We start from the raw sequence: 18329 nt of genomic DNA, 5'->3' as shown, positions 1-18329 counted from the left end.
ACTAGGCTTCCAGCAAATAGCGGATATCCTTGACCTTGCGGGCAAGGTCTTCATCATTATCCATCTGCTTTGCAAGTGAACGGATTGCGGCGATAACAGAAGAGTAATCCCTGTTAAAGAATTCACCGATATTCACAAGAGAGGTATTCGTCATTTCGCGGCAAAGGTACATTGCCACCTTACGCGGCAAGGCGACACCGGCATCCTGACGCTTGCTTGTAAGCGCCATCAGGTCTGTGCCGAATTCCAAAGCAACCGTTTCTGCAATACCCTTGACCGAAAGTTCTTCGACACCGGTCGTTCCCGGAGGGGCCACCAAGCGCTTTACCACATTCAGGTCAAGATTCTCTTCGCAAAATTGATTCAAGGCTCGAATACCGTTCAGCATGCCTTCGATCACGCGGACATTTTCGCGCGGCGGCAGCGAAAGGAACCTGCAAATTTCTTCGCGGTCACGATCGAGGAACGGAATATTCATCGATTTCTTTTGAATCAGCTTGATTCGTGTCGTCAAGTCCGGAACATCGATACCGACGGCAACGCAAGATTCCAGCGGAGCCAAGAGCTTTGCCGAAATACTCGGGATAGCGTCGGGAGACAGTTTGCGTTCAGGCGGAACTTCGCCATCTTCCAAGCGGTTAAAGTTGGAAGGATGACGGTCGCAAGACAACACAACCTGCTTTCCGAGCGTACGCAAATGCTTGATCAGGATAGCCAGCTTTTCTTGGCAGAACTTCTTGTATTCCAGAAGCTGGATGTCGTCCAGAAGCAAGATATCGCAATTTTCGTATTTATCCTGGAAGGCTTCGGCGAGTTGGCGGGCGTTACCCGTCTTGAGTTTCAGGGCCTTGTACATGGCCGTAGCATCGTGTACAAAATCAAAAGCCTGACAATAGACGACACGCGTACCGGGCTTCGTTTTTACAATTTGGGCGGCAATGGACTGGAGCAAATGGGTTTTGCCAAGACCAGACTTACCATACACAAAAAGAGGATTCAAGGCCGGATCGCCCGGGTTTTCTGCAACGGACTTGCAAGCTTCGCAGGCGGTGCTGTTGCAATCACCTTCGATAAAGTTGTCAAAGGTATAGTCGGCATACAAAGAAAGCTTAATACGCGGAGCACGCTTCTTAGGAGTAGCGACACGGGCACGAGCCGGAGCAAGCTTCGGAGCGGCCGGAGTAGCCATCACCTGCACGCCCTTTTCAGCAGCAGCAATAGAAATCTTGAAATCAACAAATGAATCGCCCAAGACTTCGGCAAAAGCCTTGCGCATAATATCGGCATAATGCGCCTTCACCCAATTTTCACGAAGTTCATCGGGGACAGAAAGACGTACAATACCGTCAAAAAGTCCTTCGTAGCTGACCGTATCCAAAATAGTCAGACCGAAATAGTCATTACATTCCAGGCGCAAACGGTCCAGAGTCAACTGCCAGACCGAAGATTCCGAATTCAAGAGAGCAACAGAGTTTGTCACGTTTTACCAATCATCTAAAAAAGCATGAAAAAATTAAATAAAGCATACAACAAAATGTCCGAAGTCTGTCATTTTTTTTGAAAATTGGCGAATTTAGCTCAAAAACGACAAAAATTTATTTATTCCCAATATTGCCCCCACTATTGCAAACAAATCACTCTTTTAATCACTCCACAATCAAGACAGACTCCCTATGATTGGAACAACTTATCAACAGAAAAATTTTGTTGCATGTCTTGACAAAAAAAAGTATACTTTCAGTGCTCAAATTGTCACCACTTCAAAAAGCATACAAAAAAATAATCGCCTTTTTTAGTCAAAAAAAGGCAATTTTTCGTAGAAGATATTGATTGTCAATGATTTAGCGGTCTATTTATTTTCGTCGAGTTTCGACTGGAGATTTTCTATCCGCTGTTCCAACATTTTCTGGATTTCAGGCAGCAATCTGTCCTTGATTCGGTCCAGATAAAGGCACTGGAGCTGAATCATACGATTACGGTGACGACCGGCATGTTCCTGGATCCAACGGCTTACCGCCACCTGGCGGTCCTGCATGCGTTCCTGCAACACCTGCTTGATGTATGTCGTCTGTACGGACATATAGCGCTGCATGTTAAACGGAAGCTTGTAGGTGCGAATAAACTGCTTGAGCAATTCCAAAAGCGAGAGATTCTGCCCTTTGCGATCCTGAATAAATTGCTTCAGTTCTTCGCGGTGGCATTCAAAGAAAGGCATAATGGCTTTATCATCAATCTGATAAAGTTCCAATTCGTCTTGTTTCTTTGTCGCTTCGTCGACAGCCATATTACAAATCTAAAAAAAAATTCCGTTTTTACGTGATATTTCGCACAAAAAAGCAAAAAGTAGCGTTTTCCTGAAGGCCTTTTACATCTTCTGAAAAGAAAATCCAACCTTCGGTCCCCGGATGCAAGCGATCTACATTTCCGCCCTTGAAATCCTTCATCGAATCAATTTTGCAAGGCGCCATTCCGGAAGGAGTCATGAGCTCCAAGGAATCTTCTATCGAGAACGGATTCTTGACATTGACGCGACATGCTTTCGTATTCGGGTCATAGGCTATGACCTGAGCGGCAACGCAACCACCGGGTGCTTCTTCGTGAGTGCATTCATAATTCTGCGGCAAGGGGCCGCGCAAGAATCCCGGCATAAAGCCGCGACCGTCTACAAACGAAATCGCGCGATAGGCGTCGTCCGAAACCTTGACCGATTCCGTTGCAACGCCCTGTTCCATTTGAGCGGCACAAGAATCGATTGCCATACGGTAAGCACGTACCACCTGGCTCAAGTAATACACCGACTTGGTACGACCTTCGATCTTGAACGAATCGAGGCCTGCCGCCATCAATTCCGGAATCACGTCGATAGCGCAAATATCGCGGCTGCTCATGAAGTACGTTCCCCAAGTGTCTTCGTCCAAGGCAATCGGGTCCAATTCCGGGCGGTCAGTGCGCTGCAAGCTGAAGGAACCTTCATGCTCCTGATAGTCTTCGCACTGCGGTTCCGGATTGGCATACAGGCGGTAAGGCATACGGCAACTGTTATCACAGGCGCCCTGGTTTGCATCGCGGCGTGTCACCCAGTTACTGAGCATACAGCGACCAGACATTGACATACAAACCGCACCATGCACAAACACTTCCAGTTCCAAATCCGGCAAGCGATTCTTGATTTCAAGGATTTCAGACAAGCGAAGTTCACGACTCAAGATGACGCGACGCACGCCCAAGTCGTGCCAAAACTTGGCCGCCAAGTAATTGGTCGTATTCGCCTGCACAGACAAATGAATCTCGACCTCGGGTCGCACTTCGCGCAACCAACCCACAAAGCCAGGGTCTGCCACAATCAGTGCATCGGGTTTCAAGTCAATGGCTGCAAGCAATGCGTTCTGGAAAGCTTCCACCTTCACATTGCGAGGAATCACGTTACTCGTGAGATAAAACTTTTTACCCAAGCGGTGGGCATATTCAATACCCGCGGCAAGGTCATCCAAATTCTTGAAGCCGTTTTCACGGGCACGGAGCGAAAAAGCGGGCTGCCCCGCATACACGGCATCGGCGCCATAGGCAAAGGCGTACTTCATGCGAACAAGGTCGCCAGCAGGGGCTAAGAGTTCAGGCTTTTGCATAGACTACCACTTGAATCCTGTTCTTAAGTAAACCTTTTCATCATTAAACAAAGTAATCTCGCCGAGGAAGAACACGTACTGACCTTCGTAGCTGATTGAAGGCGTGAGCGAGTATTCCATTTTTGCGCCCTTCAAGAAATGTTTGTGCAATTTCATGTGATCCGTTGTCGGGGTCGTATCGTTTACTGCGCTGCCGTAATCAGTACCCTTCCAGAACCAGGTGTTGCGAAGTGAGGCAAACACATGATGATCCAGGCGACCATAAGCGGTAAAGTCAATGGTCTGACTATTGGGACCAGCCTGGTTACCCAAGGGGCGGCCCAAATGAGCTAACTGCGCCGTGTTCGGATGGAAATGCGAATACACGTAAGGTTCGATGCGGGCGTATTCTGCAATAAAGCCCGATTCCAGCAAGTGCGAATTGATCTTGAAATCATGGGCGCCATGCATACCCGCCATCCAAGCCCACTTGGCTTCGATGTTGTCATTCTTTACAAGGCTCACAGGACTTTCCATATCGTCAAGGAAGAATTCCGTATACACACGAAGAGACCTGAACAAGCGGTAGTTGAAATCAAAAGAAAGGGAACCGTTGTTGCTGTCTTCGGAATAGTTACCCTTTTCCATGAACAAGGGAACCGTCGGAATAAAAAGCCAAGGTTTCAAGTTGTCGTATTGGATTTGCAGTTCACTAATACCGAACGTAGCGTTACCAACGGCAAGTTCGTAGCGGTGACCAAAGATGTTGCGAGTTTCATCGATATTCTTGTAACTCATGCTCGAATAAACGCGCAAGTCACCATAGAACGAAAGCACACGCAACGGGCCAAACTGCATGTCAAGCGAAAGCATGTTGTACGGCAGCGCAAACTGGTTCAAGCTCAAGTTGTTATAGTAGCCAGGGCCCCAGTGCATCACATCACGGCCAAAGTCCAAGCGCAACCAATCGTAGTTCAAGGCAATGTGTGTACGGTAGCGGGCATAGCTCGTGTATTCAAGTCCCGAATTATTTTCATCTTTTTGAAATTCCAAGAATTCGCCGTCAAAAGAATTCGGGTAACTGGCAGAATGACCTTCATCATAAATGCGGGCGTCAAGCACAAAATCAATAGAGTCCGCATAACCGCGCAAGTAAATACCGCCATCGATTCCCGGCCAAATGGTGTCGCCAAGAGCCTCGCCACCGCGATAGTCCATGCCGCCAACCAGCGACATTGCAAGTCCCATGCGCGGATTCGATTTTTCAAAAGACGATCCATGTCCCGAAATAGCAGCGCCGTTTTCTGAATCAAAGTAAAGCAACGCATTTCTTTCGGTCGCCACAAAATTCTTGCGGAATGTCGTATCGCGACGCGGATAGGCAAAGAACTGGCGCCCTTCCCCGGTCGTGACGCGATGCAGTTCAAACAGCATCGGGGAATTTTCCAGGAGTCGCAAATTGCGGATATTTTCAGGACCGACTACAGGCGATGCTGCAAATGCCGGTACAGAAAGCATGGCTGCCACCAAAAGGGCAAACGGCTTAGAAAGTTTTTTCATAACGTCTCGATTTTTCAAGAATCAAAATGGCGTATTCTATTTCAAAAGATAGCTTTTTATTTGTTGTAAACAACGCAACGGGTGCATTTTGGAGCGATTTGTTCCGAACGGGAAAATTCGTTCCAAATTACGTTTTCTGTTTTTTTTATTAAGTCACTTTTTTGTTTAAAACGGATTGTTCCACTATGTATCTTTCATAAAAACAAAACAACCCCCATAAAAGAGGAAATCATGCTTACAAGGAATTGTTTGGGATTAACTACTCTTGTAGCAGGCGGTCTTATTGCCGGATGTTCGAGCGACAGCAGCTCTACCAGCCCCAAAGACAACCTCGCCGATGCTACAGGAATCATCACTAACGCATGCGTCTATGACGGCTACGCCGCCATGCAGGGCGCAAGCGGAGAAACACTTTGCCTCGATACCGAAGGGACACTTGCCTTCTGGATCAATGCAGACGGAAGCTACGGGTTTCCCGAAGCCACGCCGGGCTCCACTGAAAATAACACCGCAGATCCTATCGAAACCAGCACAGACGTAGGCACAACGACGCCTAGCGACTCTACGGCATCCACCGTCGATCCTGCAAAGGATTCAACGGGTACAGAAACTGCAAGCGAAACATCGTCTTGTACCACGGAAAAGGCGCTCTATACCGTAAACGGCATTTCTTACTACAAGAATGACGACGGAAGCCTGTATTACTTTGATACAGACTGCAACAAGACTTCTCTTTCGACGGTCGCACCGGCAAGCAGTTCTTCTGTAAATTCCGAAGGTTCTGAAACTGCCGCAAGTAGCACCTCTCAACCAGGCCGTTCCTCCTCTTCCGAGACGACAACGCCGGTATCGAGCAGTTCGAATGCAACGCCTAATAGCTCAGCAAACGTGACACCGAATAGCAGCGCCACCACCACTTCGAATGGTAACGTGCCGACAATTACCTATGCCGCAAATGGTGCAAGCGTAGAAAACAATAACAACTGCGTCACGGTTACCGGTGGCGAAGTCGTCATCACCTGTGCCGGCGACTATGACTTTAGCGGAACCTATAGCGGTGCCGACGCACAGATTCGTGTGTATTCTCCCAAGAGCGATTCGGGCGTTTACCTGAACCTGCGCGGACTCACGCTCACCAACACAGCTGACGCACCTATTTATTCGCAGATGTCCAGCAAGACGTTCGTGGTTCCGAAAAACGGTACCACCAACACGCTTAGCGACGGAAGCACCCGTACAAAGTCCTACACTTACGTGAATTCCAACAACGAAACGAAAGTGGATACCACCGGCGCCTGCATTTACGCCAAGGATGACTTGACCATTAAGGGCGAAGGCACCTTGATCGTGAAGGGCAACTACAACAACGGTATTCACACCAGCAACGACTTGCGCTTCCGCGGCGCCACAACAATCAACGTGACCGCCGTAAATAACGGCTTGAAGGGCAAGGGCATCGTGGATATCGAAAACGGCAACATTACCATCGCAGCAACCAACGGCGACGGCATCAAGAGTGACGAAGGTGAAGATGAGGGCTCTGTAGTAGACAACAAAGGCATTGTCAATATCAAGGGCGGCAACATCACCATTACCAAGGCAGGCGATGACGGCATCCAGGCTTACAACTATATCATCGTCCAAGACTCGGTTTCTGAGCCGACCATCAAAGTAACATCGACCGGCAAAGGCATCGTCTCTGACAACAGAGTTTACATCAATGCCGGAAAGATCGATATTTCCTCTGGTGACGACGGTGTTCATTCCAACCAGAACGTCTACTTTAACGGAGGCTACACGACCATTGCGGCTCCCAAGAACGACGGCGTACACGCCGACTCAACCCTCATGATTAACGACGGTACCATCTACGTGACCAATTCCTACGAAGGTCTCGAAGCCTGGTACATCAAGGCAAACGGCGGAATTACCGATGTCTACGGAACCGATGACGCCTGGAATGCAGCCGGCGGCAATGACGGATCCGGCAACACCAATCAAGGCGGCCAGTCAAACTGGGGATTCGGCCCCGGAGGCGGCATGGGTGGCAGAATGGGCAGCAGCAGCGGATTCTTGACCATTACGGGCGGCGTACACCACGCAAAGACTGGCTCCGGTGACACCGACGGCATTGACAGCAACGGCGAACTCACCATTTCTGGTGGCGTTGTCATCGTAGAATGCCAAATTAGCGGCGGCATGGGCGGCTCCTTCGATGCCGACGGTTCAGCAAGCCTCACCAGCAAAACGGTTCTCGGATTCAGTAGCGGTTCCTCGGAAAAGGGCACGAACTATAACGTGAGCTTTACAACCGGCAACTACTACGGAACCTCTAACATCGCATTCAAGCCCACCATATCGGGTAGATACATGGTCGCTACTACGGGTCAGCCCGCACAAGTAAGCAATACCTCCAGCTACCAGAAAAGCGTCACCTTCCCTTCAGGAAGCTCCGTCTACTACAACGAATAGAATTCCTCCTAATCCACCAAAAGTCCTCCGCGAATGCGGAGGACTTTTTATATAAGCAAAAGCTTTTGAGCAACAACTACATCCAAGTACGTTCGGAAGTACCCGAAATACCGCGAATCTTAAGATCGAAGTCATCGGGGTTCGTGGCTGCATTCATAGCTGTTTCCAAAGAAATCTTTTCTTCTTCGTAAAGCTTGAGAAGAGCCTGGTCGAACGTCTGGCTGTGATACTGCAAATGACCTTCGGCAATCGCCTGTTCAATCAAGTCATTCTTTTCCTTGTCCTTGATATATTCCTTGATGGCAGCCGTATTCACCAAAATTTCGGCAGCAGGCACACGGCCATTGCCATCCTTGGTCGGCAACAAGCGAAGCGAAATAATACCGGCAAGCACTTCAGAAAGCAGCAAGCGAATTTCGTCGTGCTGGTGCGGCGGATACATCGAAAGCACACGGTGAACCGTTTCAGTCGCATTCGTGGTATGAATCGTAGCAAACACCATATGGCCCGTATCGGCCGCGGTCAAGGCAATCTGCATGGTTTCAAGGTCACGAATTTCGCCCACCAGAAGCACATCCGGGTCCTGACGGAGCGCGGCACGCAGGGCGTTTGCGTAGGAATTGGTATCCACGCCGATTTCACGCTGCGAAATAATCGACTTCTCATCTTTGTAGAGGTATTCGATCGGGTCTTCAACTGTAATAATGTTGGTCGCTTCTTTCTGGTTGATATAATTAAGCATGGCGGCGAGCGTCGTCGACTTACCCGAACCAGTCGTACCCGTAACGAGAATCAGACCGCGCTTGGTCAAAGCCATTTCGGGAATGATTTCAGGCAAATGAAGTTCTGAGAATGCCGGAATTTTTGCCTTAATGTGACGAATCACAACTGCGATAGAACCACGCTGGCGGAACACGTTCACACGGAAACGACCCATGTCGCGGGCGCCCACGGCAAAGTCACATTCCTTATTCGCTTCAAAGCGTTGCTTTTGATCGCGGTTCATGATATCATCCAAGAAGGAATCCATCAACAATGCGTCGACCTTTATATCGAAGGGGCGCTGCAAGGCACCGTTAATACGGTAAACAGGCGGAACACCTACGCGCAAGTGCAAGTCAGAAGCACCGCGATTCACCATTTCGCGCAAGAGCTTTTCAATACGAAGTTGCGGTTGTTGCTGCTGTTCGGCCATTAGGCTTCACCTCCAAACTTTTCGTTATAGAGTTTTTCGACTTCAGAAAGTCTAGCCGCAATGTCTTCGTTTTCAGGTTCCTTCTGAGCAAGGTCCTTGTAGATTTCGAGAGCCTTACCATACAAGCCCTGGTCGAAATAAATTTCGGCAAGCGTACGTGTATTCAGGCTTTCATCCAAATCATGGGAGCCACGATCAAGCGGAGCATCCGGGTCATTAATCAGGCCAGCAGAAATTTCATCATCGGAATCACCGGACATCAAGAAATCGACACCCTTGTTGGAAGGAGTCGTTTCTTCGGGCAAGGAATCATCATCCATGTCAAACAGGCCCTTGAACGCGCCAGAGACTTCCGATTCCAGGGAATCAAGATCCTGTGCAGGTTCTGCGGCCGAAGTTTCCTGAGCGGGAGCTTCCGGCTGAGCAACAGATTCCGCCGAAGCAGCAGAGCCTTCAACCGGCAAATCAGACTCGGTTTCTTTTCCGAACAAATTATCAAAAGACTTGTCGATATCTTCTTCAAGAGCTTCCTGAGCAGATTCCGGAGCCTTTTCAGAAGCTTCTTCAACCGGAGTTTCGGTCAAGCCCTGTTCAATCACTTCTTGGCTGTCAGCCGCTGCCGGAGCAGAGACTTCAGGCAAATCCAAGTCATCGTCAGTGTTGCCGAACATCGAAGCGAAGGCGCCGCCCATTTCCTGAGCAAGATCAGACGTTTCTTCGGTCTTCGTTTCCGGCATTTCAAGTTCAGCTTCAGCCTGGTTCACTTGTTCTTCAAGTGACACCGTCTCTTGCGGTTCAGCGTTCTGCACTTCAGCAGGTTCAACAGGCTTTTCTTCGGGCAAGTCATCGTCTGCACCGAAAATCGATTCAAAGGCGCTGTCTACACTAAAGGAGCTATCAGAAGAAGGACGTTCTACAACAGGAGTTTCCTCAACTGCAGGCGTTTCTTCAGCAGGAGCTTCCGCAACCAGTTCCTCTGTTTCAGCCGGAGCATCATCAGCAAAGAGATTATCAATCGGAGACTCTAGTGCCGGAGCGTCATCAATAGAGGGTTCTTCGGTTGCCGGCTTATCGTCTGCAAAGAGATTGTCAATCGGAGATTCAAGAGCCGGAGCATCAAGAGCCGGTTCGTCGTCAAGCTTGAATGCATCTTCTTCAGCAGGAGCCGCAGCGCTTTCTACAGGCTTTTCTTCGGGAAGTTCATCTTCGCCGAAAATGGAATCGAACGCGCTATCAATCGTCATCGGTTCATCGGCTGCAGGAGCTTTTTCAACAGGAGCTTCGGCGGCAGGAGTTTCAGCCGCAGGGGCTTCTTCAGCAGGAGCGTCGGCAGTCAAATTCATGTCAGCAGAGGCAGACTTTTCAAACAGACCGCTACCGCTAGATTCCTCGGGCAATTCGTCTTCGCCAAAGATATCGCCAAAGGCATCATCGATGCTCTGCGGTTTATCTTCGACAGACTTTTCAAACAAGGACGATTCATCAGCATCCTTGTCTTCGATACCTTCATCAAGCGGAGATTCGGCAAGCGATTCAATGGACTTCGTCGAGAAATCTTCAGTGTCGACGGGTTCCAAAGTTTCCGCACTTGCGCTTTCTTCATTAACCGTTTTTTCTTCAGGCAGCTCATCTTCGCCAAAGATATCGCCAAAGGCATCGTCAATGCTTTGCGGTTTGTCTTCGACAGAAGCCGACTCAAAGATTGATGCGGCATTGGACTGCGCGTTCTCGTCGATGCTAGCCGGAATATCCGAAGCAGGAGCAGCGGGTTTTGCAAACGGACTTGCGCTGGTCGTTTCCTCGGGTTCAAGATCATCATCCAGACCGAACATGTCGGACAGAGCAGAAGACACGTCAGAACTGGAAATGTTTTCTTCAGCACCGAATTCTTCGGCAAGGGTTTCAGACTCGTCGGTCTTAATGGAATCCATTGCTGATTCAAGCGATGCAGACAGGTCGTCCATCGTAGAATCTTCGGCAGCATCGCCATTGGGAAGCATCGCAGCCAGAGAAGCAAACGGATCGTCTGCCATGCTTTCATCAGAAGCAGATTCTTCGCCATTCGCTTCAGCCATCGGAGAATCAATAGAATCTGCGGTAGCAGGCATTTCAAATGCACCCGCACCAGCATCCGCGGTCGCAGGTTCAGCCGGAGCTTCTTCATTGAGCGACATATTGAGCGGAGATGCCGCGCCACCCATTTCCTGGGTGTTATCGGACATGATAAATTCAGTATCGCCGGCAGCAGCAACGGCAGCTGCAGCAGCCGTGCTTTCGAGCACGACGTCGTATTCTTCTTTCCAGAAGGTATTCAGCGGGTCCATGTCGTGCAAACGACGGTAACAGACGTTTCGCTCCGCAAGCATACCCAGCTTGTCGTAGGCATTGCCCATCAACTGCTGTGCAGCCAGGTTGAACGGATCCATCACAATGATGCGTTCACATTCCTCAACGCAAGGCTGGTATGCTTCGAGTTGAGTAAGAATCTTTGCGCGTACAAGTCTTGCCGAAATATCGTTCGGGTACAACGTGAGACCGCCGTCGACTCTCTGGAGAGCCTTGTCCAACTCCCCTGCCACGCGTTCAAGATCTGCAAGCCATGCAAACACCATGGAATTGGTGTTTTTCTTGCCTACAGACTTTCTGAGTGATTCCAACGTTACCGCCATAAACACCTCTTAGAGCAAAATTGCTTCGTCCGCCAAAAGAACCGGGATTCCTTCGCGAACCGGATACACCCTGGAATTGTCCTCGGTAGAAAGAGCCTCGGTCAAAGGCTCTGTCACCTTTTCACCGGCAACATTCTTGAGCGTGCCGGCAGAAATAGATTGGTTCAAGGCGGCCAAGCATTCGTCAGACGCCAATTTCAGCTTACCCCTAGTTTCAGGGCAGCAAAGAATATTCAAAAGATTCGTATCGAACATAAAACCTTAATAATCAAATACTTACACAAAAAAATAACTCAATTTTTGTGCAATGCGTAAAGAAAATGTAGGAATTTTATGTTTTAGTGCAAATATTTCAGGTTTACAAGGGCAAAATCGCCCATTTTGGTGTTTCCGATAAGCAAAAACACCCGTAAACCGAGACTATCGAGCCATTTGATGTCGAAAGGCTCGCGATAGCCCGACAGATTGGACACCACGAGAAGTTCACGACAGCCGGTACGATTGCAAATTGATTCCATCGAAGAAAGGTCGCCCAGCAGATGCTGGCGGTTTTCATCGGATACCTTGGACGGGTCAGAACTCACACAGCCAAGGATTTCAATTCCCGGAATCACATTGTAACGGTCAAACCAAGATTGCAGGGAATCTTCGGAACCGCCAAGCAAAATGGAACGATGGCGTTTCTTGGCAAAGATTCGATAGAAATAGTTTATCCAAAACGCAAAGCGTCTCCAGACAAAAAGCGCAAACGGAATAACTAGGCTAGAACTTGCGACAACCGCAATCCAGCGCGGATCGTAAGGTAACAGGCTGATTTCGTCGATATCAATCGGGGTCTGGGTAAAATAGCGGAACGCCAGGTAGCCGCCCACGGCAAGGACATTCAGCGGAATCAAGTAACGGAGCAAGCGATCGCCCTTGAGACTTGAAACCGTATATTCTCCGCGGAAAACAAGGAACACCATATTCACGATCAGGACCAAGCCGACCAGCCACCAATCTTCAAACTGCGAAATATCCAAAATAGAATGCTTTACAACAACGGCGTAATTAATGCACCCTGAAGCGGCATCCCCCTGCAAGTTCATATCGGCACAGGAACGGCTGACAGAAATGCCGCGACCCAAGAAGGCGAAAGCCCAAATCGCAATGACGCCCAGGTCCAGGAACATTTTCCAGAACTTCGGAATCAAGCGCGAGAACATTCCCACAAAGGCCGCAAAAAGAATTCCGAATGACACGAGGAAGTTCGGAACAAAGTAAAGGTCCTTGTGCTTTTTCACAAAGATAAGCATCGCCTTGTAGAAGTCTACATAAGAGCCCCAACGACGCGTACGGCAGCTTTGGCCCTTAAAATGCAGAATGTTCGTCGAAGGCGTATAATAGTTCTTGCAACCAGCTGCTTTCGCTCTAAAGCAAAGATCCAAGTCTTCGCCATACATAAAGAAATCTTCGTCAAAACCGCCCAAAGATTCGTACAATTCACGACGGATGCAGAAGAACGAACCACTGATGGCATCCACCTCGATCATTTTGTCGGGATCGGCAAACGTCATGTTGTAGCTTGCAAGAGTCTTGTTCTTCGGGAAAAGAGCAGCAAGTCCAATCGTCTTCGACACTGCAGAAACAATCGTCGGGAAAGATCGACGGCAAGCCCATTGAATGGATCCATCTTCGTTTAAAATACGACAACCCACCGTACCCGATTCCGGGTGTTCTTCCATAAAGTCGAGCACCTTGGTAAAGGAATCACGCGACACCACCGTATCGGGATTAATAAAGAACAAATACGGCTTGGTCGCATGCTTTTCGGCAAGATTACATCCCTTACCGAATCCCAGGTTTTCCTTGGAATCAAGCCAAAGAACCTCGGGGAAATAAGCCTTGATTTCAGGTAGAATCGGCGAGACAGAACCGTTATCAAGAACAATAATCTGTGCATCCACATTTTCGCACGCATCGCGAACGGACTTTAGGCAAGCCGGAATAAAGTCACAGGAGTTGTACGCAATAACGATAATGGAGCAAGAATACATAGGCAATTCGGATTTTAAATTATGCGAGTCCCAAGCGGAGTTTAAGAACCAAGAAGAAAGCTTCGGAAATAATACCGCCACTCATCTTGGATGTACCGCGAGTACGGTCCGTAAAGATGATAGGAATTTCCTTGACTCGCAAACCCTTTTTCCAAATTTTGAAAGTCGTTTCAATCTGGAAGCAGTAACCATCGCTCTTCATTTTGTCGAGGTTCAAAGCCTGCAGAGCTTCACGACGGAAGCACTTGAAACCACCCGTAGCATCGCTAATCGGGAGTCCCGTCACAATGCGGGTGTAAACGTTTGCACCGTAGCTCAGAATAAGGCGGCGCAAATCCCAGTTCACCACACTAATGCGGTGATTCTGGTAGCGGCTACCGAGTACGAGATCGGCATCTTCGGCCGTTTCCAAAAAACGGTTCAGGTCGGTCGGAGCGTGGCTAAAGTCGGCATCCATTTCGAACACGCGTTCGTAATCGCGTTCGAGAGCCCACTTAAAACCAGTCACATAGGCGGAGCCAAGCCCCATTTTGCCCTTGCGGCGAATCAAGTGAACGCGCGGATTCTTCTTGGTTTCTTCTTCGACCATGTCGCCCGTACCATCGGGACTGCCATCGTCAACCACCAGGATTTCCAAGCATTCGTTCTGTTCCAAAATAGCCGACATAATGAGCATGATATTTTCTTTCTCATTATAAGTCGGAACAATTACAAGACTTTTAGGGTACGCCATAAACCAACTTTCTCCTAACTCAAATCTACAATTTCACGTATCGATTCGGCCACCGGATAGCTCTGTTTCTTGCTTCCGTTCATCATTTCGCCCAAAAGACCAAGCGAAATGAACTGCACGCCCATCACCAGCGAGAATCCGCCTGCCAAAAGAAGCGGACGCACATGGAGAGCGCCTGTCTGGAACCATTCATAGCCGAAATAGCCCGAGATGCCGAAACCGACGAGCATAAAGATAAGGCCCAAGAGTCCAAAGAAATGGAGCGGCTTCGAGGCAAAGCTGCGCATGAACATCAAGGAAACCAGATCCAGGAATCCAGATACCAGGCGGGACACGCCGTACTTGGAAACACCATGAATACGGGCGCGGTGAGCCACCGGCATTTCGGTAATGCGGAAACCCTGCCATTTGGCCATCACTGGAATAAAGCGGTGGTAATCGCCGTACAGGTGAATAAAGCGCACCACGGAACTGCGATATGCCTTAATACCGCAGTTAAAGTCGTGCAAGCGCTGACCGCACACAATCGAAACCGTCAAGTTAAAGAGCTTGGAGGGCCAAGTCTTATGCCAAGGATCCAGGCGACGGATCTTCCAGCCAGAAACCAGGTCGTAGCCGTCTTCGAGAATCTTGATCATCTTCGGGATTTCAAGCGGATCATCTTGCAAGTCGCCATCCAAAGTGGCGACGTAGCGGCCGCGAGCCTTGGAGAATCCAAAAGCTAGTCCGGCCGCCTTACCGCAGTTGAACTGGAAGCGGAAAGCTCGGACAAAAGAATACTCCTTGGACAAAGACTCCACCACTTCCCAGGTATTGTCACGGCTACCGTCATCAATGACGATGACCTCGAAGGTAAAGCCTGTCGGCTCGATGGCAGCAACAATTTCCTTAAAAAGCTCGGGAAGGTTCTCGCTTTCTTCCTTGACCGGAATAACAAGACTCAAATCCATTCGTATCCTCTTATCGCAATAAATTACTTAGCAGCTACTACAGCAGGTTCGTTAGCAGAATCTTTTTGGAGGGAATCGGCCGGAGCAGCCGGCACAGGTTCTTCAACCTTCAAAGGTTCGTCGGACAACTGTTCAATCTGGCGAGCAGCCATCATGAGACGAGCACGACCGCCATCTTCGTAAGCCGGAACATTTTCAAGACCGCGATTCACCGCATCCTGGGCCTTAGCCTTCTGGCCAGCGGCTTCGTAAACGAATGCTGCAGCCCAGTAGTTACGCCATTCGCTCGGGAACTGCTTCATGCCCATTTCGAGGTACTTGCCAGCAGAAGCGGCAATGCTGTCGACCTGAGCCTTTCTTTCGGCAGTAAACGGATGCGTGTTGCGGAGCGTCGAAATCTTGTCGCGTGCATCGAAAGAAATCTGCAAGTAGAGCGACACGTAGCCAGAGAGCAGGCGTTCGGTTTCGCCATTGATATAGGCAGTACCGTCGCCTAGGCCGCGGAACTTGAATACAGAATCAATCAAGTTGGCCGTGAACTTGGAATCGAAGGAGTTACGCTTCGGGGTCAAATCACCCTTCACGAAGTTGTAGACCATGCCTTCCTGGACCATGTACTTTTCAAGGCCCATGAAGTTGGAAGTACCGACAGTCGTCGAAATTTCAATCGGCTTGTCCATGTTCTGGAGAGCAAGGTCAATCACCAACTTGTGCTGTGTGAGCATCATGCCGCTACGAGTACGGGCAGCCCATTCCGTAAAGGCATCCCACACCTGATAATGCACCTTGAACTGCAAGAGCTTTGCAGAATCGGCCGAAGAAAGTTCCTGACCTTCCATAGCGTCAATGCGGTTCTTGAGCTGCGGCATAAGGCGCTGAGCGTTCTTGACCCAAGTAGAAACCTGATGGTTCGGGTTAGAAGCAGAGCTGTTGTCGAGCACCATGTCGCGGTCGATAGCGGCCTTGTCGTAGCTGAGCTTGAGAATCGGCTCGTTGTCGAGCATCTGCTTGATGTACCAGTCGGTATTACCAAGCGAGAGGTTCACCACGCGAACGTCCTTACGCACGCCGGCCACTTCCTGAGCAAACCACAGCGGGAAGGTATCGTTGTCACCATTCGTAAAGAGAATGGCATTCGGGCGGCAGCTATTGAGCAGGTTGAAGGCGTAATCCCAAGGAACCCAAAGGCCAGAGCGGTCGTGTTCCTTGTAGTTCGAAATGCAAGGTACCAGGAAGGACACAGCAACCAAGGCTGCAGCCACCGGGTTGGCAAAGGCAGCAAAGCTAGACGTTGCAACCAGGAACACCAGGATACCGGCACCGATACCGTAAATCATGCTCATGACAATGAATGCCGGAGTATAGAAGTAGTCACGTTCACGCACTTCCAGGTGCACAGCATCGGGGAACGGAGCACGGCTACCCACCTGGGCAAAGCCGCTTTCAATCTTCTGCCAGTTCTGCCAAACAGCGGAATTGGTATAGCCATCGATTTCACGCTGGATATCGGCAAGACGAGCTTCGTTTGCACCACGGGCCTTGAGCGTTTCCAGGCGGATCTTGGCATGTTCGATATTCTGGCGCATATCGATGAGTTCGTTCGGGTCCGGCAGAGCCGAAATACCCATGCCGCGGCTGTTCAGGTCTTGAACATTGCGGCTCATCACAGACACCCAGTAGTCATGATCGCGCTGTTCCATGCGAGTGCCGTCGGCAAAGTTGATGTAGAACAACAGGCCGAGAGAGCAGAGAGCATAAAGTACAGAAACGAACACGCCCACGTTGCGGTTGCGCTTCCAGACAAACACGCAAACCATCACCAAAAGGCCGTTAAAGAGCAAGAACATCATGAACTGCGGGAGCGTTGCATCGCCCATGAAGCTCATCTGTGTGGGGAACTTGATACCGAAACGTTCCACCGGCTGGTTGTCGGCAGCATCGAAGGTATAGACGCCGTTGGCGTAGTTCACATCGCCCACCTTATACGGCAGGTACTGAGCCATCTGGTATCCACCGTAACCCATGTGCGGGAAGGAGAGGAACTGGTGGCTAATGCGAGAACGACGATAGAAGGCACGACTAATCATGCTTTCGGAGCCGTACTGCTTACGTTCAATGAAGTTATTGAAGGCGACCCAGTTTTCATCCTTGAACAGGTTACCCAGCTGGAGGTTGCCTTGTTCATCGCGGATGTTGATTTCAGGATCGTTTTCGTCGATAATCGGGTTCAATTCCGAACGGATCGGAATGTAGAGGTGCGTGCTGTAACCAATCAGGGCAAAGAAAGCAAATGCCAAGGACAGACGCATGCTGCGCTGCACACCCTTGTTCTTGATAGGCTTTGCAAGGCAAAGAATCGAAAGAGCAATCAAGCAGATGAAAGAGATTTCAATAAATGCAGACACCATGTAGATCACGGAGCAAAGGAGCGTACCCGTAATCCAGATAGGAATGCGTTCTACAATCTTCTTGGGTTCGGCCACGAGCAAGAGCGCAAACACGGCAGGAACCGTAAGCATGGTGTAAAGGTGAGCGCCCACGCCGAGGAAGGCGATGTAGCAAATGAAAATCAGAATGCGGTCGCTATATTCTTCGTTACGCTTGTTGTACCAAACGAGACCGAGATAAGACACAAGCATCAAGATCAACATGGCGATGCCGTAAACTTCGGCTTCGACAGCATTGAACCAGAAGGTGTCCGAGAAGGTCAGGAGGAAACCGGCCACGAGAGCGGCAGAGCCGAGCACGGCCGTGCGAACCTTACTGGAAATCTTTTCAGCCAAGGCATCCGTCTTGAGCACGGTTGCGAGGAGTTCCCAGGCAAAGAGAGCCGTCACGTAGACAGTCGCCGCGGAGCTCACCACCGAGATGTAGTTCACGCGCTTTGCGATTTCACCCACGAACGGGAGCAGCACGATGACTGCACGGGCAAGGAACACGAAGAACGGAGTTCCAGGAGGATGCGGAATACCCAAGGTATTGGCACAGGCGACAAATTCGCCGCAATCCCAGAAGCTTACCGTAGGAGCCATTGTCAGCACATACACGATCAGTGCCACAAATGCTGCAATGCCTGCGAAGATATGTTTCATCCATTTTTCCTTAAGCA

At 49.7% G+C, this 18329-nt stretch carries 12 protein-coding genes; 1 reads left to right on the top strand and 11 read right to left on the bottom strand.

Going from position 1 to position 18329, the window contains the following annotated elements; translation table 11 throughout:
- Position 1: 1 nt before the first annotated feature.
- The 4 genes from QZN53_RS02705 to QZN53_RS02690 form a co-directional block, all read right to left on the bottom strand.
- Entirely contained in the window at positions 2 to 1480 is a 1479-nt protein-coding gene (locus QZN53_RS02705) for a DnaA/Hda family protein (protein ID WP_163437299.1), read from the bottom strand.
- Positions 1481 to 1849: 369 nt separating this feature from the next.
- Positions 1850 to 2284: a hypothetical protein gene (locus QZN53_RS02700; RefSeq protein WP_163437297.1), complete on the bottom strand. Its 435-nt coding sequence runs from the start codon at positions 2282 to 2284 to the stop codon at positions 1850 to 1852.
- Positions 2285 to 2312: 28 nt separating this feature from the next.
- Positions 2313 to 3626, bottom strand: coding sequence for a U32 family peptidase C-terminal domain-containing protein (locus tag QZN53_RS02695; protein WP_163437295.1), 1314 nt, complete (start codon positions 3624 to 3626; stop codon positions 2313 to 2315).
- A 3-nt stretch (positions 3627 to 3629) separates the two neighbouring features.
- Complete coding sequence (locus QZN53_RS02690) at positions 3630 to 5165, bottom strand: hypothetical protein (protein ID WP_294651398.1); 1536 nt, start codon at positions 5163 to 5165, stop codon at positions 3630 to 3632.
- Between the two features lie 249 nt (positions 5166 to 5414).
- On the opposite strand from QZN53_RS02690, the gene QZN53_RS02685 reads away from it, so the two are divergent.
- Positions 5415 to 7637, top strand: a complete 2223-nt coding sequence (locus QZN53_RS02685; protein ID WP_163437293.1) for a carbohydrate-binding domain-containing protein — start codon at positions 5415 to 5417, stop codon at positions 7635 to 7637.
- 76 nt (positions 7638 to 7713) lie between these two features.
- Here QZN53_RS02685 and QZN53_RS02680 read toward each other — a convergent pair whose 3' ends face one another.
- From QZN53_RS02680 to QZN53_RS02650, 7 genes are all read right to left on the bottom strand, one after another.
- Positions 7714 to 8832, bottom strand: a complete 1119-nt coding sequence (locus tag QZN53_RS02680) for a type IV pilus twitching motility protein PilT (protein WP_163437292.1) — start codon at positions 8830 to 8832, stop codon at positions 7714 to 7716.
- Entirely contained in the window at positions 8832 to 11501 is a 2670-nt protein-coding gene (locus QZN53_RS02675; RefSeq protein ID WP_163437290.1) for a hypothetical protein, read from the bottom strand. The genes QZN53_RS02680 and QZN53_RS02675 overlap by 1 nt, the downstream gene beginning before the upstream one ends.
- A gap of 9 nt (positions 11502 to 11510) precedes the next feature.
- Positions 11511 to 11756 (bottom strand): Trm112 family protein, encoded by a 246-nt coding sequence (locus QZN53_RS02670; RefSeq protein ID WP_163437282.1) that lies wholly within the window; start codon positions 11754 to 11756, stop codon positions 11511 to 11513.
- A gap of 83 nt (positions 11757 to 11839) precedes the next feature.
- Positions 11840 to 13537: a glycosyltransferase family 2 protein gene (locus tag QZN53_RS02665; protein ID WP_163437382.1), complete on the bottom strand. Its 1698-nt coding sequence runs from the start codon at positions 13535 to 13537 to the stop codon at positions 11840 to 11842.
- Between the two features lie 19 nt (positions 13538 to 13556).
- A complete protein-coding gene (locus QZN53_RS02660; protein WP_072799187.1) occupies positions 13557 to 14270 on the bottom strand; it encodes a polyprenol monophosphomannose synthase in 714 nt (237 codons plus the stop codon).
- Between the two features lie 14 nt (positions 14271 to 14284).
- On the bottom strand, positions 14285 to 15220 hold the full coding sequence (locus tag QZN53_RS02655) for a glycosyltransferase family 2 protein (RefSeq protein WP_163437281.1): 936 nt from the start codon (positions 15218 to 15220) through the stop codon (positions 14285 to 14287).
- A gap of 23 nt (positions 15221 to 15243) precedes the next feature.
- Entirely contained in the window at positions 15244 to 18312 is a 3069-nt protein-coding gene (locus tag QZN53_RS02650; protein WP_294651384.1) for a DUF2723 domain-containing protein, read from the bottom strand.
- Between the last annotated feature and the right edge of the window lie 17 nt (positions 18313 to 18329).

The sequence above is a fragment of the uncultured Fibrobacter sp. genome (assembly GCF_900316465.1).
Lineage (GTDB): Bacteria > Fibrobacterota > Fibrobacteria > Fibrobacterales > Fibrobacteraceae > Fibrobacter.
Note: the sequence above shows the minus strand (reverse complement) of the source record. Positions and strands in the feature narration are given on the sequence as shown.

What these genes read in the sequence shown, in the direction of transcription:
- QZN53_RS02665 (WP_163437382.1), bottom strand. Translation starts at nt 13,537, where the DNA reads ATGTATTCTTGCTCCATTATCGTTATTGCGTACAACTCCTGTGACTTT.
- QZN53_RS02695 (WP_163437295.1), bottom strand. Translation starts at nt 3,626, where the DNA reads ATGCAAAAGCCTGAACTCTTAGCCCCTGCTGGCGACCTTGTTCGCATG.
- QZN53_RS02690 (WP_294651398.1), bottom strand. Translation starts at nt 5,165, where the DNA reads ATGAAAAAACTTTCTAAGCCGTTTGCCCTTTTGGTGGCAGCCATGCTT.
- QZN53_RS02660 (WP_072799187.1), bottom strand. Translation starts at nt 14,270, where the DNA reads ATGGCGTACCCTAAAAGTCTTGTAATTGTTCCGACTTATAATGAGAAA.
- QZN53_RS02675 (WP_163437290.1), bottom strand. Translation starts at nt 11,501, where the DNA reads ATGGCGGTAACGTTGGAATCACTCAGAAAGTCTGTAGGCAAGAAAAAC.
- QZN53_RS02655 (WP_163437281.1), bottom strand. Translation starts at nt 15,220, where the DNA reads ATGGATTTGAGTCTTGTTATTCCGGTCAAGGAAGAAAGCGAGAACCTT.
- QZN53_RS02680 (WP_163437292.1), bottom strand. Translation starts at nt 8,832, where the DNA reads ATGGCCGAACAGCAGCAACAACCGCAACTTCGTATTGAAAAGCTCTTG.
- QZN53_RS02700 (WP_163437297.1), bottom strand. Translation starts at nt 2,284, where the DNA reads ATGGCTGTCGACGAAGCGACAAAGAAACAAGACGAATTGGAACTTTAT.
- QZN53_RS02670 (WP_163437282.1), bottom strand. Translation starts at nt 11,756, where the DNA reads ATGTTCGATACGAATCTTTTGAATATTCTTTGCTGCCCTGAAACTAGG.
- QZN53_RS02650 (WP_294651384.1), bottom strand. Translation starts at nt 18,312, where the DNA reads ATGAAACATATCTTCGCAGGCATTGCAGCATTTGTGGCACTGATCGTG.